General features: G+C 69.9%; 7 protein-coding genes and 1 pseudogene. 2 read left to right on the top strand and 6 right to left on the bottom strand.

The annotated features are described in order from the left end of the window. The first annotated feature begins 301 nt into the window (after nucleotides 1-301). Nucleotides 302-1,528 (top strand): cytochrome P450, encoded by a 1,227-nt coding sequence (locus AC5Y4T_RS05395; RefSeq protein ID WP_499952485.1) that lies wholly within the window; start codon nucleotides 302-304, stop codon nucleotides 1,526-1,528. On the opposite strand, the gene AC5Y4T_RS05390 is transcribed toward AC5Y4T_RS05395, so the two are convergent. The 3 genes from AC5Y4T_RS05390 to AC5Y4T_RS05380 all read right to left on the bottom strand — a co-directional run bounded on the left by AC5Y4T_RS05390 (nucleotide 1,525) and on the right by AC5Y4T_RS05380 (nucleotide 17,484). Beyond that, nucleotides 1,525-4,122, bottom strand: coding sequence for a sugar epimerase family protein (locus AC5Y4T_RS05390; RefSeq protein WP_499952376.1), 2,598 nt, complete (start codon nucleotides 4,120-4,122; stop codon nucleotides 1,525-1,527). The two genes, AC5Y4T_RS05395 and AC5Y4T_RS05390, sit on opposite strands and share 4 nt — an antisense overlap. Before the next feature lie 72 nt (nucleotides 4,123-4,194). Continuing rightward, on the bottom strand, nucleotides 4,195-16,728 hold the full coding sequence (locus AC5Y4T_RS05385) for a type I polyketide synthase (protein ID WP_499952375.1): 12,534 nt from the start codon (nucleotides 16,726-16,728) through the stop codon (nucleotides 4,195-4,197). A gap of 405 nt (nucleotides 16,729-17,133) precedes the next feature. Next, complete coding sequence (locus AC5Y4T_RS05380) at nucleotides 17,134-17,484, bottom strand: hypothetical protein (protein WP_499916152.1); 351 nt, start codon at nucleotides 17,482-17,484, stop codon at nucleotides 17,134-17,136. A gap of 179 nt (nucleotides 17,485-17,663) precedes the next feature. Here AC5Y4T_RS05380 and AC5Y4T_RS05375 point away from each other — a divergent pair, with 179 nt between their 5' ends. Beyond that, nucleotides 17,664-17,999: an RNA polymerase-binding protein RbpA gene (locus AC5Y4T_RS05375; protein ID WP_007770897.1), complete on the top strand. Its 336-nt coding sequence runs from the start codon at nucleotides 17,664-17,666 to the stop codon at nucleotides 17,997-17,999. A 28-nt stretch (nucleotides 18,000-18,027) separates the two neighbouring features. Here AC5Y4T_RS05375 and AC5Y4T_RS05370 read toward each other — a convergent pair. The 3 genes and pseudogenes from AC5Y4T_RS05370 to AC5Y4T_RS05360 form a co-directional block, all read right to left on the bottom strand. Further along, nucleotides 18,028-18,873, bottom strand: a pseudogene (locus tag AC5Y4T_RS05370) (polyprenol monophosphomannose synthase); the annotation flags it as partial. A gap of 13 nt (nucleotides 18,874-18,886) precedes the next feature. Beyond that, nucleotides 18,887-20,611, bottom strand: coding sequence for an apolipoprotein N-acyltransferase (lnt, locus tag AC5Y4T_RS05365; protein ID WP_499952484.1), 1,725 nt, complete (start codon nucleotides 20,609-20,611; stop codon nucleotides 18,887-18,889). 283 nt (nucleotides 20,612-20,894) lie between these two features. After that, nucleotides 20,895-22,427 (bottom strand): amidohydrolase, encoded by a 1,533-nt coding sequence (locus AC5Y4T_RS05360; RefSeq protein WP_499952483.1) that lies wholly within the window; start codon nucleotides 22,425-22,427, stop codon nucleotides 20,895-20,897. Nucleotides 22,428-22,551 lie beyond the last annotated feature (124 nt).

Genomic DNA, 22,551 nt, shown 5'->3' with positions numbered 1-22,551 from the left:
CGACATCCATTTGGACTGGACCCGGGGCATCGAGCTGATCAGCCCGATCCCGGGATCCACCGGCGAGGTCGCCGTTTCGGTGACCGAGTTCCTAGAGCGGCACGGCGACGGCGTGTTCACCGTGGTCATCGGAGTCCCGGACGCCGCCGCCGGCGACGCCGTCGCCGAACGTTACGGCGCGACAACACGATTCCGCCAACACATGGAGGGTGAGGGCACCTACCTCGACGAAAACGACGTGTCGATCCTGGGCCTGCCGCTGACATTCCTCGCGATCCAACATTCCGTGACCGGAGACGACATGACCGTAAACGCGGCGATGCCAAGCGTTTTCGACGCCGACCTCCCGCCGCTGGACTACGACATCACCGACACCGTGCACCACGTCGCCCCACGGATTCACGAGGTGCGCAAGCGGTCGCCGATCGCCATCGGGCCACTGGGACCCGAGGTACTCGGCTACGAACTCGCCCGCGGGATACTTCGCGACCCCCGGTTCGTTTTCCCGCCCGGCATGCACATGACGGCCCGCGGGATAACGTCCGGCCCGCTGTATGACCGGGTGCTCGGCACCATCCTGGGCATGGAAGGCGAGGAACATCGAAGGCTGCGCGGTCTGGTGTCCAAGGCGTTCACGCCGCGGGCGTCCGCGCGCATGGAGGACACCATCGACGCGGTGATCAACGAGTTGATCGACCGGGTCGTCGGTGCCGGACGATGCGATTTCGTCGCCGACATCGCCCGGCCCTACCCGATCCCGATCATCTGCGCGCTGCTGGGCGCGCCTTCCCAGGACTGGGAGCAGTTCTCCCTCTGGGCCGAGGACATTTTCAAGATCGTGCGGCTCGACTCCGACCTGGCGAACGAGCAGCACATCGTGATGCGGGCGTGGGACGAGTTCGACGCCTACATCGACGACATGATCGCCGAACGGCGAACCCGGTTGACCGACGACTTGATCTCCGAACTGATCCGCGCCCAGGACGACGGTGACCGGCTGAGCAACGCGGAGATGCGCATGCTGGCGTTCAGCATCCTGTCCGCCGGCACCGACACCACCCGCAATCAACTGGCCGCGTGCATGCACGCCCTGTGTGATCACCCCGCTCAACTGACGATGCTCCGCGACAATCCCGGCCTCGCGATGTCGGCCGTCGAGGAATGCATGCGCCATTCGCCGGCGGTCTGCACCACCCTGCGCACCGTCCTCGACGACGTCACCTTCGCCGGCTACGGCTTTCCGGCGGGAACCTTCATCTCGGTGAATACCTTTGCCGCAAACTGCGATCCAGAGGTCTATGCGCACCCGGACCGGTTCGACATCACCCGCGAGGACCCGCCGCCCATCTTGACGTTCGGCGGTGGCGCGCACTATTGCCTGGGCGCGAACCTCGCCCGAACGGAGCTCGCCGGAGCCCTCAAGGTCCTCGCCCGGCGCATGACCAACCCGCGTCGCGTTGCGACGGCGCGGTGGAAGCCAATGCTGGGCTTGAGTGGGCCGGCCGCGCTGGAGATGGAGTTCGACTAACTCAGCGCGTCGTCCGCGGCGAGCTCGAGCACCCGGATCTCGCCGGTGGCACCGTCGACCTCCACCATCGCTCCCTGCTTCAGCGCCTTGGTCGCGCCCTGAACGTCGACGACACAAGGAAACCCGAATTCGCGGGCCACCACCGCGGCGTGCGACATCGGACCGCCGAGTTCGGTCACGACGGCGGCGGCGTAGCAGAACGCCGCTGTGTACCCGACGTCGGTGACCTCCGCGACAAGGATCTCGCCGGGTTGCAGGTCGTCGATCGTCTCGGGCCGCACGATCCGTACCCGGCCGCGCACCCGCCCCCCGCACACGCCGACTCCACGCAGGGTGTCCCCGCTGGCCAGCGCGTCCGACGAGCTGGCGGTGGGCTGCCAGCTTCCGCTGAAGACCGTCGGCGGCGCCACCGCGACCAGCCGGCGTTGTTCGGCCCGGCGCCGGGCCACCAGCGCGCCCACATCCGCAGGGAGCGCGTCGAGTTCATCGACAAGCAGATAGAAGACGTCATCGGCGGCGGCGAGAATCCCCGCCTCGACCGACCTGCGCCCATACTCGCGAAGTAGCGTGCGTAGCAACCAGTTAGCCCGCACCACCTTGTCGCGGCGGACCTCGCGGTCACGAAGTTGCTGGGTAGCCATGGCCGCGATGGGCTTGGCGTGCAACGGAATCCGGGGCTGCCGGGCCTGCGGCGCCGGTGGCGCGCTCATCGCTTTGGTCACCATCCGAACCAGCAACTCGGGATCGTCGGCATAGCTGGTGGAGCGCATCTCGAGCTCGGCCGGACCGCGGTGCCCGATGAGCGCCAGCTCGTCGCGCAGCGCGGCATGGAATTCCGGTGCCTCGACGGCGAGCTTGTCCAGCCGGTCCCCCGGTTCGGCCAGCAGCGCCGTCACCTTCGGATCGCGCTGGGCGGCAACCACCAACCGCTGCATCGCCTCGACCGAACGCGCGCTGACCAATTCCGGCCCACCGGGCGCGGCGATGTCTCGCCCGCACAACCCACGCAGCAACACGTTGAACGCCGCGCACAGCAGGAACGAGCCCGCCGCCAGCACCCACCCGTGCACCACCTGGTCGCGGGCCAGCGAGATCAGACTCAACAACCGACGATCGTCCAGCGCGGCGAGGTTGCCATCGGTCAAGCGTTCCAGGCGATCCACGTCGGCGACGAACTCGCGGGTGTCCAACCGCGCGCCCGCCGACAGGCCGATCAGGTTGACGCCGAAGACCCCGATGTTGCGGACGGTCCGCAGCTGCTTGCGAATCCGGCCAGTGTCCGAATGCGGATGATCCTCACCGAAGATCGGCAGGGCCGCCATGCTGGGACCGAAGAAACCGCTGTTGCTCACCACCGTCGTGGGTTTCACGAACGGCACCGTCTCGGCCATGAAGTGCGCGGTCGTGATAGCGCCGTACAACCGGTGGGCGAACACCGCGACCATGCGCATCGCGATCTCGCGCTGGATCGTGCCGCCGGGCCGCAGCCGCTCGGCGACGCACACGGCGCTGGCCCGCAGCCCGCGAACCGTCGCCGATGCCGACGCCGGCGAAAAGGGACCGGGCAGCGCCTCGGACAGATTCGTGGCCAGGAAGGTGGGAAAACGCGGATCGATCGGCGTGTCGAATTCCCCGTTATCCCCCGCCGCGCCTGCCCAAATGGGCTTGACGCCATCGTCGCTCGGCGCGTCGACCGAAGGTAGATCTTGGATGTTGGCCAGCCGCCACGGCAGCGATACCACCCGTTTGCCCACGGTCACCCGGCCACGCACCGCCAGCGCGAAATCCTGGACACATTCGCCGGATTCCCACGCCGGCCGGAAAGCCCATTCTTCTTGCAGCCGCGAGGTGTCCATCAGCGCAGCCCCCCGCATCAGGCGCAGCTCCGCCGGCTCGGGGCCCAGGCGCACGAGTGGGCGGCGCAGCGCAGCGGCGATTTGCCGGAAGGTCAGCTCGCCCGGGGCGGCGAGATTCACCGGGCCGCCGGCGATTTCGGCCTCCACGATGGCGCGGTTGAACAGCCCAAGCGCGTCGTCGAGGTGGACGACTTGGATGTGGCCATCTCCCGACCCGCCGGGGAACACCGGCAATGCCAGTGCGCGGCGCACCCAATTATCGACGCTTCGTCCCAAAATCAGCGCCGAACGGATCGCTACCCATTCCGCACCCGATTCCGCAAGCAGCTGTTCGGCCCTGGCTTTGAGCCGGCCTTCGGCACTGGCCGGAGTCGGTACCTCGTGTTCGGCCCTAGGCGCGTCCATCCCACCGTACACATGGGCCGACGACACGAAAACGATTCTCCTGGAGCCGGTCTCGGCCATCGCGTCGAGCACGTTGCGGGTGCCGCCGATATTGACCTCGTCGTCGTTCCCGGAACCATTCGCCCACGCGCAGTGCGCGACCACATCCGCGCCGGCCACGGCGCGTCGGACAGCGCCGGCGTCACGGATGTCGGCCGCGACGAAATTCGCTGCGCTCGGCCAGCTTTCGGGACGATGTCGGGCGATCCCCGCGACATCGTGGCCCTGGCTGAGCAGCCGCGTGGCGAGGCCGCGGCCGAGTACTCCGCTGGCCCCGGTGACCGCGATTCTCACAAAACGCCCTCACTCAATTGCGCCGCTCCTCCTCATCGCTGCGCTCTGCATCGTCGACGGCGCGGCTCATGGCTATTCATCGTCGTCCAGCAGCGCGGCGTTGACCAGGTCGTCGAGGTCCATGTCGGCGATGTCCTTCTCCGTGGATACCGCGGACGGCGCGTTCTCGCTGGACGATTCGTTGGCCAAGGCCAGCAGCAGCTCCAGCACGCCGGCCTGGCGAAGGCGCTTGACGGGGATGGATCCGACGACGCGTTGTATCTCGGCTTCGCCCGGTGCGGCTGCCGCCGCGGGCTGGTCCGACGATCCGACCAATTCGCGATACATGTAGCCGGCCAGCGCGGCGGAGTTCGGGTAGTCGAAGATCAGCGTCGGCGAAAGGGCCAGCCCAGTCGCGGCTTTGAGCCGGTTGCGCATCTCGACGGCCGTCAGCGAGTCGAACCCGAGCTCCTGGAACGCCCGATCCGGATGGATCGCCTCCGGGCTGGAGCTGCCCAGCACGGTGGCGATGTTCGCTCGCACCAAGTCCAGCAAGACCGCCTGCTGCTCGTCCTCGGGCAGCCCTTCGAGGCGTTGCAGCAGAGCGGATTTCGACTTAGCAGCGGCCAGTGAGTCATCGACCTGACGCCGCGTCGGCGCATTGATCAGATCGACGAACATCGGCGGCAACGTGCCCGCGTCGAACTTCACCCGCAACGCGGCGAGGTCGATGTGGGCGGGCAGCATGAACGGCTCGTCGACGATCAGCGCGGTGTCCATCAGTTCCAGCGCCTGGTCCGAGGACATTGCGACGATCCCGTCCCGGCCGAACCGGGCACGGTCGGCGGCGCCCAATCCACCGGTCATGGCGCTGGCCTGATCCCACAGGCCCCAGCCCAGCGAAATCGCCGGCAGCCCATGCGCCCGTCGGTGCGCGGCCAACCCATCCAGGAACGAGTTGCCGGCCGCGTAGTTGGCTTGACCCGACGCACCCGCGAGCCCGGCGATCGACGAGAACATCACGAACGCCGACACGTCCAGATCGCGGGTCAATTCGTGCAGGTTCCACGCCGCGTCGACCTTGGACCGCAACACGGATTCGATCCGGTCGGGGGTCAAGGACGTCACCACCGCGTCGTGCAGGACCCCGGCGGCGTGAATCACCCCGGTCAGCGGGCGCTGCATCGGGATTTCGGCGATCACCTTGGCCAGGGCCTCGCGATCGGCGGCATCGCAGGCTACCGCCTCCACGTTTGCGCCGGCCGCGCTCAGCTCGGCGACCAGCTCGGCCGCACCCGGTGCGTCCAGGCCGCGGCGGCTGACCAGCACCAGGTTGCGTGCGCCGTGGCGGGATACGACGTGTCGGGCGACCGCCGAGCCCGCCATGCCGGTGGCGCCGGTGATCAGCACCGTGCCGGCCGTCCACGCGCCGGGCATGGTCATCACGACCTTGCCGACGTGGCGCGCCTGGCTCAGGTAGCGCAGCGCGGCGGGTGCGCGTCGCACGTCGAATCTGGTGACCGGCAACGGCCGCAACACGTCTTCGCCGAACATGCCGGCCAGCTCGTCGAGCATCTGCGCGATGCGGTCCGGACCGGCTTCGAAGAGATCGAAGGCGCGGTAGCGCACACCCGAGTGGTCCCGTGCGACCACCTCGGGGTCGCGGATGTCGGTCTTGCCCATCTCCAGGAAGACTCCCCCGGGTGTCATCAGGCGCAATGAAGCGTCGACGAAATCGCCGGACAGCGAGTCCACGACGATGTCCACGCCGCGCCCGCCGGTGACCGCCCGGAACTTCTCCTCGAATTCCAGGCTGCGCGAGTCGGCGATGTGATCGTCGTCAAAGCCCATGTCCCGCAGGGTGTCCCACTTGCCGCGGCTGGCGGTCGCGAACACTTCCAGGCCGATGTGGCGGGCCAACTGGACCGCGGCCATCCCGACCCCACCGGCCGCCGCGTGCACCAGCACGCGCTGACCGGGCTTGGCGCCGGCCAGGTCCACCAGCGCGTAGTTTGCCGTCGCGAACACGACCGACGCCGTCGCGGCTGCGGTATGTGACCAGCCGGCCGGCACCTTGACGAGCAGGCGCTCGTCGGTCTTGGCGACGGTTCCGGTGCCGTCCGGGAACAGCCCCATCACTCGGTCGCCGACCTCGAAACGCCCATCGCGCGAGGCGGTTTCGGGGCCAATTTCGACGACCACGCCTGCGGCCTCGATGCCCATGATCGCCTCGGGGTCGGGATAGAGGCCCAACGCGATCATGACGTCCCGGAAATTGGCCGCGATGGCCGACAGCTCGACCCGCACCTGGCCGGGACCCAACGGCGCGTCGGCGTCGGGAATCCGCTCTATGCGCAGATTCTCGATCGTCCCGTAGCTGCTCATGCCGAGTCGCCATGGTCCCTCGTCGGGTGGCAGCAACAGAGAACCGACGGCGCGGCTACCGAGGACTCGCGCGGTGTAGACCGTTCCCTTGCGCACTATCGCCTGCGGCTCGCTGAGCGCCAGGACCGCAGCCACCGCCTCGGATCCCAGGGGCTCATCCGCGTCGACGAGCACGATTCGTCCGGGATGCTCGGTCTGCGCCGACCGCACCAACCCCCAGACCGCCGCACCGGCCAAATCGGTGACGTCCTCGCCCGGCAGCGTCATCGCGCCCCGGGTCGCCACCACCAGGGTTCCGGCGCCGTCGCGGGACAACCAGGACTGCAGCACGGGCAGCACCGCCCGCGTCGCCGCATACACCTCGGTGATCACGTCGCCGGCCACCGGCTGCGATTCGAACAGCGCCGCCGACCGGTCGGCCTCGGCGTCGTTCAATTCCGGTGCGCCCCAGGCGGATAGCGAGACGGGCTGCACCGCCGCCGGCGGCTGCGCCGACCAGATGACCTCGAAGAGCCGGTCCGGTCCCGAATTCGACACCGCGGCCAGCAGCTGCTTGTCGGTCACCGGGCGCGCCACCATCGATGCCACCGAGAGCACCGGCAACCCCAGCCCGTCGGCCAATTCGATGGACACCGCGGACGAGCCGACCGGCGCGATCCGCGCACGCACCGCGACCGCCCCCGCGGCGTGCAACGACACCTGCTGCCAGGAGAACGGCACCAGCATCGAGCCTTCGGGCAGTTCCTCGCGGTCGGAGGACAGCATGACCGCGTGCAGTGCCGCGTCGAGCATCGCCGGGTGGACGCCGAACCCGGCCGGCGATACCCCGGCGTCGGTGGGCAGCGACACTTCGGCGAAAACTTCGTCGCCGCGGCGCCACATCGACGTCAGGCCGCGGAACGCGGGGCCGTAGCCGTAACCGCGCTGCGCCAAATGCTCGTAACCGTCGCCCACGTCCACCGGGACCGCACCCACCGGCGGCCACGCCGACAGATCCGCGCTCGGCTGCACCGATCCCGCCCGCAGCACACCTTCGGCATGCAGCGACCAGCCGGAGCCCGCTTCGGCCCGCGAAAACACCGACACCGCACGGGCACCCGCATCGTCGGGACCGCCGACCACGACCTGGACGGCGACCGAACCACCGGCCGGCAACACCAGCGGCGCCGCCAGATTCAGCTCGTCGACGACTCCGCAGCCCACCTCGTCGCCCGCGCGAATCGCCAACTCGACGAATCCCGCGCCGGGGAACAACACGACACCGCCGACGGCGTGATCGGCCAACCAACCCTGCGTTCCAGGCGACAGCCGGCCGGTCAGCACCACTCCGCCGGTGGCCGGCAGTTCCACCACCGCGCCCAACAGGGCATGCTCGCTGGCGGCAAGGCCCAGGCCCGCGGCGTCGGCCGGGGCGCCGTCGGCGGCAAGCCAAAAGCGCCGCCGGTCAAAGGCATACGTCGGCAACTCGACCAGGCCGGCGTCGCCGAGGGCACCGCGCCAGTCCACTTCCATCCCGGCGACGTATCCCTGCGCGACGGCGCTGAGCAAGGCGAGCGGCTCGGGGCGGTCCTTGCGCAGCGCGGACATGGTGGTCACCGGGGCCGCCGTCGGATCGGAAGCCAGTGTTTCTTCGATCGATGCGGTCAGGCCGCTGCCCGGGCCGACTTCGAGGAAGCGGTTGCCGCCGGCCGAGTGCACGAAACGCACGCTGTCGGCGAATCGCACCGCCTCTCGTACGTGTCGCTTCCAGTACGCCGCCGAGGCGAAGTCAGCTCCGGCCAGCTGTCCGGTCACGTTGGACACGATCGGAATGCTGGGCTTGCCGACGGCCAGTCCGGCGGCGACGGTGCCGAATTCGCCGATCATCGGATCCATCAACGGGGAGTGGAAGGCGTGCGACACGGAAAGCTGATGCACGCGGTGGCCGTCGGCGCGGAGCTGATCGGCCACCGCGGCCACTGCTTCTCGTGCACCCGAAATCACCACCGACGTCGGCGCATTGACCGCGGCGATGTCCACGCCGGCCTGCTCGGAGGTCGCCAGCAGCGGCCGCACCTGTTCTTCGGTGGCCTGGACCGCGACCATCGCGCCGCCCTCGGGCAGCGCCTGCATGAATCGACCGCGGGCCGCCACCAGCACCGCGGCGTTCTCCAGGGACAGCACACCGGCGACGTGGGCGGCCGCCAACTCCCCGATCGAGTGGCCCATGACGAAGTCGGGCCGCACGCCCCAGGATTCGAGCAGCCGGAACAGCGCGACTTCCACCGCGAACAGCGCCGGTTGGGCGAATTCGGTGCTGTTCAACAGGTTTTCGTCGTGCCCCCACATCACCTCGCGCAGCGGACGAAGCAGGTGCCGGTCCAGTTCGGCGACGACGGTGTTGAACGCCTCGGCGAACACCGGGTAGCCGGCGTGCAATCCCATTCCCATGCCCAATACTTGGGAGCCCTGGCCCGGGAACACGAAGACCGTCTTGCCGGCGGTCACCGCGCCGCGAATGACCGAGCCGCCCAGGTCGTCACCGGCAAGCTCGTCCAGCCCGGCCAACAGCCGGTCGCGGTCACCGCCGACGATGACGGCCCGCTGCTCGAAGGCCGACCTGCCCGCCAGCGACCATCCCACGTCGGCGATGTCCAGATCCGGGTGGGCGCGCAGGTGGGCCGCCAGCCGCGCGGCCTGAGAGTGCAACGCCGACAGCGATTTCGCCGAGACCGGCCACGGCACCACGGGCGCCTTCGGGCCGTCCACGACGCGCGGCGACGCGGCCGGCAGCGCCTCGACGATGACGTGTGCGTTGGTGCCGCTGATGCCGAACGACGACACGCCCGCCCGACGCGGACGGTCGCCCGGCCAGGCCCGCGCCTCGGTGAGCAACGACACCGAGCCCGCCGACCAGTCGACGTGCGGACTGGGCTCGTCGACATGCAGTGTCGCGGGCAACATCTCGTGGCGCATCGCCAGGACCATCTTGATCACGCCGGCCACCCCGGCGGCGGCCTGCGTGTGACCCATGTTCGACTTGATCGACCCCAACCACAGCGGCTCGCTGCGATCCTGCCCGTAGGTGGCCAGCAGGGCCTGCGCCTCGATGGGGTCGCCCAATGTGGTTCCGGTGCCGTGGCCCTCGACGACGTCCACCTCCGACGCCGTCAATCCGGCGCTGGCCAACGCGGCCCGCACCACCCGCTGCTGGGAGGGACCGTTGGGCGCGGTCAGCCCGTTGGAGGCGCCGTCCTGATTGACCGCCGAGCCGCGCACCACGGCCAACACCGGATGCCCCAGCCGCTGCGCGTCCGACAGGCGCTCCACCACCAGCATGCCGCCGCCCTCGGAGAATCCGGTGCCATCGGCCGCGCCGGCGTACGCCTTGCACCGGCCGTCCTCGGACAGCCCGCGCATGCGGCTGAACTCCACGAAGATGTCGGGCGTGGCGTTGACGGTGACGCCGCCGGCCAGGGCCAGGTCGCACTCCCCCGACCGCAGCGACTGCACGGCCATGTGCAACGCCACCAACGACGACGAACACGCCGTGTCCACCGACACCGCCGGGCCCTCCAGCCCCAGCACATAGGACACCCGGCCCGAGGCCACACTCGACGACTGTCCGGTCAGCCGGAAGCCCTCCGCGGTCGGAGCCGCGCCCATGCCGTAGCCCTGCGTGTACACCCCGGCGAACATGCCGGTGGCGCTGCCGCGCAACTTACCGGGCTCAATTCCCGCCCGCTCCAACGCTTCCCAGGACAGCTCGAGGAACATGCGCTGCTGGGGGTCCATGGACAGCGCCTCGCTGGGCGCGATGCCGAAGAAGGCCGGGTCGAAATCTGCCACACCGTCCACGAAGCCGCCGGTGCGGGTGTAGCAGGTGCCAGGCACATCGGGGTCCGGGTTGTAGACACCGGCCAGGTCCCAGCCGCGATCGGTCGGGAACTCGGAGAGCACGTCGCGGCCCTCGGTCAGCATCTCCCACAGGTCGTCGGGGGAATTCACCCCGCCCGGATAGCGGCACGCCATGCCGACGATCACGATCGGATCGTCGTCGATGGCGCGAGCGACCGGAGCGTGCTTGATCTCTTGCGGCACTCCGGCGAGCTGGGTGCGAATGTAGCCGGCCAGGCCGTTGGGCGTCGGGTAGTCGAAGATCAGGGTGGGCGAAAGCGCCAGTCCGGTAGCGGTTTTGAGCCGGTTGCGCATCTCGACCGCGGTCAGCGAGTCGAAGCCCAACTCCTGGAACGCCTTGTCCGGGTCGATGGCCTCGGCGGTCGCGTTCCCCAACACCGTGGCGATGTGCGAACGCACCAGATCCAGGAGCACGGCGTGCTGCTCGGGTTCCGACAGCCCGTCCAGGCGATGCGCGAGCGCCGATTTCGATTTCGCCGCCGCCAGCGAATCATCGACCCGGCGGCGTGTCGGGGCGTTGACCAGGTCGGTGAACATCGGTGGCACCGCGACCGCGTGCGCGCGCAGGGCGCCAAGATCGATGCGGGCGGGCGCCAGGAATGGTTGGTCGACGATCAGCGCGGTGTCGAAGAGTTCCATCGCCTCGCCGGAGGACAGCGCCAAGATCCCGTCGCGGCCCAGCCGGGCCAGGTCGGCGGCGTCCAGCCCGCCGGTCATGGCGCTGGCCTGGTCCCACAGCCCCCAGGCCAGGGAGATCGCCGGCAAACCGTGCGATCGTCGGTGCGCGGCCAGCCCGTCCAGGAACGAGTTCGCCGCCCCGTAGTTGCCCTGGCCCGACGAGCCGACCAGCCCGGCCATCGACGAAAACATCACGAAGGCGGACAGATTCATCTCGCGGGTCAACTCGTGCAGGTTCCACGCGGCGTCCACCTTGGCCCGCAACACGGCGTCGACACGCTCGGGCGTCAGCGAGGTGACCATCGCGTCGTCCAGCACGCCCGTCGCGTGGATCACGCCCGACATCGGCCGCTGCGCCGCAATGTCGTCGATCACCTGCGCCAGTGCCGCCCGGTCGGCCGCGTCGCACGCCACCACGCGCGCCCGGGCACCCGCGGTTTGCAACTCGGCGATCAACTCGGCGGACCCGGGTGCGTCCGGACCGCGCCGGCTCAGCAACACCAAGTCCTCGACACCGTGGTGCGCCACCAGGTGACGGGCCAGCGTGGACCCCGCCATGCCCGTCCCACCGGTGATCAGCACCGTGCCCGAGGCCAGGGCAGAAGGCAAAGTCATGACGACCTTGCCGGTGTGCTTCGCCTGGCTCAGATACCGCAGCGCGGTGCGCGCGCGTCGCACGTCAAAGGTGGTGACGGGCAACGGTTCCAGTACGCCGGCGTCGAACAGCCCGGCGAGCTCCTGCATCCACTGATGCATCCGCGGACGGCCCGGCTCGAACAGGTCGAAGGCGCGGTAGCGGACACCCGGGTACTCCTGGGCCACCACGCCCGGGTCGCGGATGTCGGTCTTACCCATCTCCAGGAACACGCCGCCGGGGGCGACGAGCCGGAGTGAGGCGTCGACGAATTCGCCGGCCAGCGAGTCCAGCACCACATCCATGCCCCGGCCGCCGGTGGCCGAGCGGAACTTCTCCTCGAACTCCAGGCTGCGCGAATCCGAGATGTGATCATCGTCGAACCCCATGGCCCGCAACGTGTCCCACTTGCCACGGCTCGCGGTCGCGAACACCTCCAGGCCCAGGTGCCTGCCCAGCTGCACCGCGGCCATGCCCACACCACCCGCGGCTGCGTGCACCAGCACCCGCTGCCCGGGCTTGACGTCGGCCAGGTGGATGAATGCCATGTAGGCGGTGGTGAAAACCGCTGAAATGCCGGCCGCTTCGGCATAAGACCAGTCGGCGGGCTTGCGCTGCAGCAGGCGGACGTCGCCGGGCACCAGCGTGCCGCTGCCGTCGGGGAAGAAGCCGTACACCGAATCGCCGACCGCGAACTCGGTGACCCCCGGCCCGACTTCGACCACCACGCCCGCGCCTTCACCACCGAGCAGGGCGTCGTGGGTGAACATGCCCAGGGTGATCATGACGTCGCGGAAGTTGGTGGCGATGGCGCACAGCGCCACCCGAACCTGCCCCGGTTCCAGGGCGGCACCGGCGTTGGGAACCGGCTCCAGTTGCAGGTTTTCGAAGGTGCCCGCACTGCTGATGCCGAGCCGCCATGGACCGTCCGCCGGAGGCGTCATGATGCCGTCGACGGCGCGGCTGCCGTGCACCCGCGCGATGTAGGCCGTGCCGCCGCGCAGCAACACCGCGGGCTCGCCGACCGCCAGAACGGTCGCGATCGCGCTATCGTCAAGCGCCGCATCGGAATCCACCAGGACTATGCGGCCGGGGTGCTCGGTCTGCGCCGACCGCACCAGCCCCCATACCGCCGCGCCGGCCAGATCGGGGACGTCCTCCCCCGCCAACCCCATCGCGCCGCGGGTCGCGACGATCAGCACCCCGGAGTCGTGTTCGGTGAGCCACGACTGCACGGCCGCCAGCGCACGATGCGTCCGCTCGTAGGTTCCAGACACCGGATCTTCGCCGGCCGCAATGGATTCGAAGACCTCGTGTACCGGCGGCTCGGCATCACTGGCCGTCGCCGTGGCGGGTGACCAGACCACCTCGAACAGCCGGTCGGGACCCGAAGCCGACATCGCCGCGCGCAGCTGCCGCTCGCTCACCGGGCGCGCCACCATCGCGCGCACCGATAGCACCGGCAACCCGAGTCCGTCGGCCAGCTCGATCGACACCGCCCTGGACGCCGCGGCGCCCGCCGACGCCGATGCCGGCGCGATGCGCACACGTACCGCCGACGCGCCAGCCGCGTGCAACGACACGCCCTGCCACGAGAACGGCAACACGACCTCGTCGGGCTGGCCGGCGACGTGCTGGCTGACGATCAGTGCGTGCATTGCCGCATCCAGCAAGGCCGGGTGCACCCCGAAACCGTTGACGCCGCCGGCGGCGTCGGGCAGCCGCACCTCGGCGAACACCTCGTCGTCGCGCACCCACGCCGCGGTCAGGCCCTGGAACGCCGGGCCGTAGCCGTAGCCTCGTGCCGCCAACTGCTCGTAGCCGTCGGCCGCGTCGACCTTGACGGCTCCCGCCGGCGGCCAGGCGGACAGATCCGCTCCCGGCTCGACCGGGCCGGGACTCAACGTTCCTTCGGCGTGGCACACCCAGCCGGCACCGGTGTCGGGGCGCGAGAATATCGACACCGGGCGTTGGCCGGAGTCTTCGGCGGAGCCGACCACCACTTGCACGGCGACCCACGCCGACCCGGAATCCTTGGCCGGCAACATCAACGGCGCCTGCAGCGTCAGTTCGTCGACCGTCGAGCAACCGACCTCGTCGCCGGCGCGGATCGCCAGCTCCACGAAGCCGGATCCGGGGAACACGGCCGTGCCGGACACGGCGTGATCGGTCAGCCAGCCCTGCAGGCTCGGCGACAGGCGGCCGGTCAGCACCACCCCGCCCGAAGCCGGGAGCTCGACGACCGCGCTCAGCAGCGGGTGCTCGCTGGTGCCCAGGCCCAGTCCCGAGGCGTCCGCCGCGATGCCCTCCCCGGACAGCCAAAACCGGCGCCGGTCAAAGGCATACGTCGGCAACTCGACGAAGCCGGCGCCGTCCAGCGCACCGCGCCAGCGCACGCTCACCCCGGCGACGAACGCGGTCGCGGCCGACGTCAGGAATCTGTCGAGTCCGCCGTCGTCGCGGCCCAGGGTGGGGATGACTGTGACGTCAGCGGCCTCGGTGTCGCCCGGCAAACTGTCGTTGGCGGTGTCCTCGATGCCGGCGACCAGCGCCGGGTGCGGACTGGATTCGATGAAGGTCCGGTACCCGTGCTCGCAGGCGCTGCGCACCGCCTGGTCGAACTGCACGGTCTGCCGGATGTTGCGATACCAGTAGTCGGCGTCCAATCCGGCTGTGTCCAAACGGGTTCCGGTCACCGTGGAGAAGAACGCAATGCGCGAGGAGCGCGGCTCGATGCCGGAGAGCACCTCCGCGAGATCCGCGCGGATCGCCTCGACCTCGACCGAGTGCGAGGCGTAGTCCACGTCGATCCGCCGGGTCCGCAGCTCGAGGTCGGCGCAGAAGCCGACGAGCTCGTCGAGCGCGGCCACCTCGCCCGACACCACGACGGCCGAGCGGCCGTTGACCGCGGCGATGCCGGCTCGATTGCCGTAGGGCGCCAACAACTCCCGGGCCCGTTCGGTGCTGCACGCGATGGACAGCATCCCGCCGGGGCCGGCCAGCGCCGTCAGCAGCTTGCTGCGCAGTGTGACCACCCGGGCCGCGTCGTGTAACGACAGCGCGCCGGCGACGTAAGCGGCGGCGATTTCACCCTGCGAATGGCCGATCACCGCATCCGGGTTCACCCCGACCGACTTCCACAGTTCGGCCAGTGACACCATCACGGCGAAGAGCACCGGCTGCACGACATCGACCCGGTCCAGTCCCGGCGCATCGGGTGCGCCGCGCAACACATCGATCAGCGACCACTCGACGAACTCGGCGAAGGCGTCTTCGCAGTCGCGGATCTGTTGCGCGAATACCGGCGCGGTGTCCAGCAATTCGATGGCCATGCCCAGCCATTGGGAGCCCTGGCCCGGGAAGACGAACACGGTTTTGCCCGTTGGCGTCGCGATGCCCCGGATGACCGATCCGGTGGGATCGTCGTTGGCCAACTCGTCCAACCCGGCCAGCAGCCGGTCGCGGTCATCGCCGACGACGACCGCCCGGTGCTCAAACGTCGCGCGGCCCGCCAACGACCACCCGACATCGGCGATGTCGAGATCACTGTGCGCGCGAACGTATTCGGCCAACCGCGCCGCCTGCGCCGCCAACGCCGACGGCGATTTCGCCGACACCGCCCACGGAACCACCGCCCGCACCGGTCCGGCCGCACGCGCAGGCTCGGCGGGAGCGGCTTCGACGATGACGTGCGCGTTGGTGCCGCTGATGCCGAAGGACGACACTCCCGCCCGACGCGGACGGTCGCCGGGCCAGGCCTGCGCGTCGGTCAGCAACGACACCGAGCCCGCCGACCAGTCGACGTGCGGACTCGGAGCGTCCACGTGCAGCGTCGCCGGCAACGTCTCGTGGCGCATCGCCTGCACCATCTTGATGACGCCGGCCGCCCCGGCGGCGGCCTGCGTGTGACCCATGTTCGACTTGATCGACCCCAGCCACAGCGGTTCGCTGCGATCCTGCCCGTAGGTGGCCAGCAGGGCCTGCGCCTCGATGGGGTCGCCCAATGTGGTTCCGGTGCCGTGGCCCTCGACGACGTCCACGTCGGCAGGGGACAGCCCGGCGTTGGCCAGCGCCGCACGCACCACCCGCTGTTGCGAGGGACCGTTGGGCGCGGTCAGCCCGTTGGAGGCGCCGTCCTGATTGACCGCCGAGCCGCGCACCACGGCCAACACCGGATGCCCTAGCCGCTGCGCGTCCGACAAGCGCTCCACCACCAGCATGGCGCCGCCCTCGGACCAGCCGACGCCGTCGGCCGCGCCCGCGTAGGCCTTGCATCGTCCGTCCGGCGCCAATCCGCGGTGCCGGCTGAACTCGACGAAGACCGTCGGCGTGGCGTTCACCGTCGCGCCGCCGGCCAGGGCGAGGTCGCACTCCCCCGACCGCAGCGACTGCACGGCCATGTGCAAGGCCACCAGCGACGACGAACAGGCCGTGTCCACCGAAACCGCCGGGCCCTCCAGCCCCAGCACGTAGGACACCCGCCCCGAGGCGACGCTGGAGGTCATCCCCGTCAGCCGGTAGCCCTCGATCTCCTCGGCGAGCATGCCGTAACCCTGAACGATGAGCCCGGCGAACACTCCGGTGGCGCTGCCGCGCAACCCGCTGGGGTCAATCCCGGCCCGCTCCAACGCTTCCCACGACAGCTCGAGCAGCATTCGATGCTGCGGATCCATCGCCAGCGCCTCGCTCGGCGCGATGCCGAAGAAGGCCGGGTCGAAGTCCGCCACCCCGTCGACGAAGCCCCCGGTGTTCACGTAGCACTTGTGCCGCGCGTCGGGGTCGGGGTCGTACAGGCTGGCGACGTCCCAGCCACGGTCGGTGGGAAACTCCGAGATCACATCGCGGCCGTCGGCCACCATCTGCCACAGCGCCTCCGGGCTGTCCACGCCACCCGGGAAGCGGCACGACATACCGACGATCGCGATCGGCTCGTTGGACCGCTCCAGCAGCGCACGGTTGGTGCGCTTCAGGCGCTCAACCTGGACCAGCGCTTTACGGAGCGCTTCGGTCGCGTGCTGGAGTTGATCAACCATCACAAACCTCGCCTAACCCTCACCTAACGACATGCGGCCGTCTTTCACCGCCGGATGCGGTTTTCGCCGAGTGACGGAAATTTGCTGCACGAGGCGACGCCGTTTCCCGTTCGACCAGCGCCGTGCTGCTCTCCGACCCAAGAATATTGCTGGTGAGTATGTCCAACTCCGACCGAATTTCAAAACGTCCGCTGCTCCCGGCTACTACGGGAGGACCGGCCTGGACAGGTGCGCCGCGCCGCGCAAAGAAAGTGTCACTCCGGGTGCCCGGTGTGTCCGCTGGACCGCGGTGCGCTGTAGACATGGCCCGACGTCCATGGCGCGACTGTACCCGGCTGACCATAGCCGGTGGTCAGGCACATGTCGCGCAGCCTCGAGGCCGCCGGCCAGAAGCGAACGACGCGGTCACACACCCGCTCGGCGCCATCCGTCGGCGGCCCGGGCGGCTTGGATCAGCGCATCACATAACTGGCGTAGCTCGGTGGCCCCGGCGCCTTCCTCGACCGCCGTGGCGACGTCCTCGGCCGCGCACCGCACCTGGTAGACGCGATCCGACAGGTCTGCGGCATCCTCGGCCGACAGCACCACCGCGTCGTCGGCCACCGCTGTCGCGCCGTGGCGGTTCAGCGAGGCCCGCTGTTCGTAAGCGCGTTGCCGGCACGACTGCCGGCAGTACTGGCGGCGGCGCCCCATCCCCGCATCGGTGACGTCTCGGCCGCACCAGCGACAGGGCTGCGGGTGGGTACGGCGGCTCACGCTTGCCGACTTTAGTCGGGTTTTCTCGGTGATCCCGGTATCATTGATGGTCGCGTCGCGTACGCCGGCTCCGGCCGGGGAACTGCGCAGACGGCCGCAGCGTTTGCTCAGTGAAGACTTATTCTCAACGAAGACTTAGGAGCCGCGGAGCTCCGAGAAGACCTGAAGGAGTAGCAGCCATGGCTGATCGTGTACTGAGAGGCAGTCGCCTCGGAGCCGTGAGCTACGAGACGGACCGCAACCACGACCTTGCGCCGCGCCAGCTCGCGAAGTACCGGACGGAGAACGGCGAGGAGTTCGAGGTCCCCTTCGCCGACGACGCCGAGATTCCTGGCACCTGGCTGTGCCGCAACGGCCTGGAAGGCACCCTGATCGAGGGCGACCTGCCCGAGCCGAAGAAGGTGAAGCCGCCGCGCACGCACTGGGACATGTTGCTGGAGCGCCGCTCGGTCGAGGAGCTCGAGGAGCTGCTCAAGGAGCGCCTCGAGATCATCAAGACCCGCCGGCGGGGCTGACCCGCGGACCGAGCCGGGGCGGCCGCACCTAGGTGCGGTTGTCGGCCCTGGTGGCCCTGGCACCCGACCGCCGGCCCTGGATACCCCAGCGGGTGACCTTGACCAGGGCCTCGCGGATGTTGGATCCGCTCATCTTGGACACGCCGAGTTCGCGCTCTGTGAAGGTGATGGGCACCTCGGCGATGGTGAACCCGTTGCAGATCGTGCGCCAGGTCAGATCGATCTGGAAGCAGTAGCCCTTGGAGTCCACCCCGGCGAGGTCGATCGCTTCGAGCACTTCGCGGCGATACGCGCGGTAGCCGGCGGTGATGTCGTGCACACCGATGCCCAGCGCCACCCGGGCGTAGGTGTTGGCCGTCCAGGACAGGGCCCAGCGCCGCTTCGGCCAGTTGCGAACCGCGCCGCCCTCGACGTAGCGCGACCCGATGGCCAGATCGGCGCCGGCGTCCACGGCGTCCAGGAGGCGGTTCAGCTGTTCGGGCGCGTGGCTGCCGTCGGCGTCCATTTCGACCAGCACCGAGTAGTCACGGCTCAGCCCCCACGCGAAACCGGCCAGGTATGCCGCGCCCAGGCCGTCCTTGGCGGTGCGGTGCATGACGTGCGTGCGGCCGGCGTCGGCCGCCGCCAGCTCGTCGGCGAGCCGGCCGGTGCCGTCGGGGCTGCTGTCGTCCACGACGAGCAGGTGCACGTGCGGGCAAGCGTCCTTGAGCCGCCGGTGGATGACCGGGAGGTTCTCCAGCTCGTTGTAGGTAGGGATGATCACCAAGACGCGCTGGCTGGGACGATTGCCGGGGGTTTGGGGCGCCGGCTGGCCGGTGGTCATGTAGCTCCTCTGTGTCGCCCGAGATCGAGTGCAGTGTCGGCCGTCCTGGTCGGACGGGATGTGGTCAGTCGCCGTCGTCTGCCGGCGTGCGGTCCCGGGGGTCGGGCGCAGTGTCTTTAGTCGTGCTCGTCGGACGGGGCTTGCCGGGTGTTGCACCGGCCCCTTTCGATTGGCGTGTGGACGGCAGACGTATCGAACGCGGGAACCATCCATTGTGCCGTATCCCGGCCAGGATCACCGCTCCGGCCGCCAGGACCATGACCCATTGCAGCAGCGGCCCCCATCGCGTCGCAGGGGTCAGCCTGGTCTTGAGGCGCACCTGCATGTCCAGATAGGCGGGCTGGAAGAACTCGGTGCGGGCCAGCTCGCCGCCGTCGGGGGCCACCACCGCGCTGATCCCCGTGGTGCCGGCCACCACCACGTACCGGTCGTGCTCGACCGCCCGGACCTTGGCGAAGGCAAGCTGCTGCTCGCTCATCCTCTTGTTGAACGTCGCGTTGTTGGCCGGCACGGCCAGCAGCTGGGCGCCGCCGAGCACCGCTTTCCTCGGCACCCGGTCGAAGATCACTTCCCAGCAGGTGGCGACGCCGACGGGCACCCCCGCGATATGCACCACGTCGGAGCCCGGTCGGGGCACGAAGCTTCCGGCGCGGTCGGCGTACCCGGACAGGTGCTTGAACAACCACGGCATCGGCAGGTATTCGCCGAAGGGCTGCACGATCTCCTTGTCGTGGCGATCGGCCGGGCCGGTGGCAGGATTCCACACGATCATGGTGTTGGTGTAGTTCGGATCCTGCGGCGGGCGCCCCGGCACGTCGAGCACGCTGCCGATCAGGATCGGAGCGCCGATGGCCGCCGCGGCCTGCGAGATCTCCAGCGCCGCGTCATTGTTGACCAGCGGGTCGATGTCCGACGAGTCTTCCGGCCAGATCACGAATTGCGGTTGCGGGGCGGCGCCCGAACGCACGTCCTCCGCCAGCCGCAGGGTTTCCTGGACGTGGTTGTCCAGCACCGCGCGCCGCTGTTCGTTGAACTCGAAGCCCAGCCTCGGCACATTGCCCTGGATGGCCGCCACGGTGACCGACGGCTCGCCACCCGATCCGGTGCCGGCGTGGCGCACCTGCGGCCAGACGATGAGCGACGCGAACAGCACCAGGCAGATGCACACGCCGGGCAGCACCACCGCGGGCGGCGCCTGATCGGGGTCGTCGGCGCGTCCGTCGTCGGCCGCCCGGGTCGCCGGATGACCCGAGTGCCACCACTTCACGATCTCGAGCGCGATGGCCGTCGCGCTGAAGCCCACCAGCATGATCGCCATCGACAGCAGCGCGACACCGCCGAGCTGGGCCAGGGGCAGGAACGGGCCCTGCGTCTGGCCGAATGCTGCCGATCCCCAGGGAAAGCCGCCGAACGGACCGATCGACTTGAGCCACTCCTGGGCCGCCCACAGCAACGCGAACCAGAGGGGCCAGCCGGGCAGCCGGCGCACGATGACGGCGCAGAGGCCGAACAGGGCGGGAAACAGCGCCGACACGGTGGCGAGCGCGATCCACGGGATGGGGCCGACCAGGAGCCCGACCCACGGCAGTAGTGGCAGGTAGAACGCCAGCCCGAAAAGGAAGCCGTAACCCAGGCCGCCCGCCGGCTTGGTCGCGGGGTGCGTCAACACCCACGCCAGCAGCGCGGCGGCCACAACGGCGCCCCACCACCAGTTGAGGGACGGGAAACTGGCGCAGAACAGCAGACCGCCCACCACGGCGCAACTCAGCCGGGTCAGGCGGGGCAGCATCGCGGCCTGGGCGGCGGGCAGCCGCGCGGTCACCGCGGCGAGCAACCCCGTTACCGCGCCCCGCGCCGCGGTCCCCCGCCGACCGGCCGCCGGCGCGCGTTCCTCGGCCGGTGCGGCGTCCTCGTCCCGGTCGTGCGGGTCGGGCTCGGCGTGGACGTCGACGGGCTGATCGTCGCGGTCCGACTCGGCCTCATCGCTGATCGGGTCGGAATCCGGCGGCTGCGGCAGGTTCGTGTCCACCGCATCGGTTCGGTCCGCGGGTTGGTCGCCGCCCGACCGATCCCTAGCCATGGATCACAGCGCCCCGATGCACCGTTCGGCGGCACCGCGGTAGGGCGTCGCCCGGGCCTAATCGTGGCAGCGCGGGCACGCGGGAACGCGGGTCGGTCGACCAGCGCTGGACGGCGTCTTGCGGGGCGTGCACCGCCAGGTCTCCGGCATCCCAGATGGCGTATGAGGCCGCCGCCCCCGGCACCAGGGTGCCCGCGTTGTCGTCGCGGACGCCGGCCGCCCGCCAGCCGCCGCGGGTGGCGGCCGCGAACGCCGCCCGCGCCGAGATCCCGCTGCCCGGGGTGCGGTGGTTGACAGCTGCGCGCACGCTCACCCACGGGTCGAAATCGGTGACCGGAGCGTCGGAACCTAGCGCGAGGGGCACGCCTTGGGATGCTAACAGCGCAAAAGGGTTGAGCCGACTGGCTCGCTGGGCGCCGAGCCGCCGCGCGTACATGCCGTCGGCGCCGCCCCACAGCGCATCGAAATTGGGCTGCACGCTGGCGATGACACCCCACTGGCCCAGCTTGGCGGCCTGATCGGCGCTGACCATCTCGACATGCTCGAGGCGGTGTCCGCAGCGTGCGACCGCGACCGGCCCGAGGTCGGCGACGACGCGCTCGAGCGCACTCACCACCGTCTCGACCGCCGCGTCCCCGATGACGTGGAACCCCGCGGTGACTTCGGCCTGGGTGCATGCCCGCAGGTGTTTCTCGACGGCATCGCAATCGAGATAGCAGGTTCCGGTGCGATGCGACGCATCCGCGTACGGCTCGCGCAGCCAGGCGGTGCGCGACCCCAATGCCCCGTCGACGAACAGGTCGCCGGCCAGCCCGCGGGCTCCGGTCGCCGCCATCAGCTCGAGCGCCTGGGCGGGGCTGCTCACCGGCTCACCCCAATAACCGATCACCTCAACGCCATGGTCGAGGGCCCGCAATTGCAGCCAGTCGTCGATCCCGCCGATCTCGGGCCCGGCGCATTCGTGCACCGCGACGATGCCCGCCGCGGCGGCGGCACGCAGGGCCGCGGCACGGGCTTCGGCGAGCTGGTCGGCGGTCAGCCGGTCCCGCGCAGCGGCCCGCACCAGGTGGTGCGCGTCGCCGACCAGCGGCCCCTCGGCGCTGAAACCCGCCGCCGCCGGAAGGTCGCCGACCAGCCGCCGCAGGCCCGTCGACGCGAGCGCGGAATGCACGTCCACGCGCGCCAGGTAGGCGGGCCGGTCACCGACAACGGCGTCCAGGTCGCCGGTGGCCGGCGGGGCGTTCTCCGGCCACGACGTTTCATCCCAGCCGTGCCCCCACACCGACTGGCCGGGGTGCGCGGCGGCATAGTCGGCGACCATCTGCAGGCACTGGGCGAACGAGGCTGCCGACCGCAGGTCCAGCCCGCTGAGCGTGAGCCCGGTCGCGGTGAGGTGGATGTGGCTGTCCACGAATCCCGGCGCCACGAAACCGCCCTGAAGGTCTTCGACATCGGCGTCGGGAAACATGCGGCGCGCGACCGCGTCGGCGCCCAGCCATGCCACGAGGCCGTCGCGAACCGCCATCGCGGTCGCGCCGGGCTGGGCCGGGCTGTGCACGCGACCGTTGACCAGCAGGGTTACCGGTGCGGATCTAGCGGTCACAGCCCAAAACTACGTGCACCGGTCCGAATGGCGATAACGATGCTCA

The sequence above is a fragment of the Mycobacterium sp. NGS11 genome, assembly GCF_059813315.1.
Note: the sequence above shows the minus strand (reverse complement) of the source record. Positions and strands in the feature narration are given on the sequence as shown.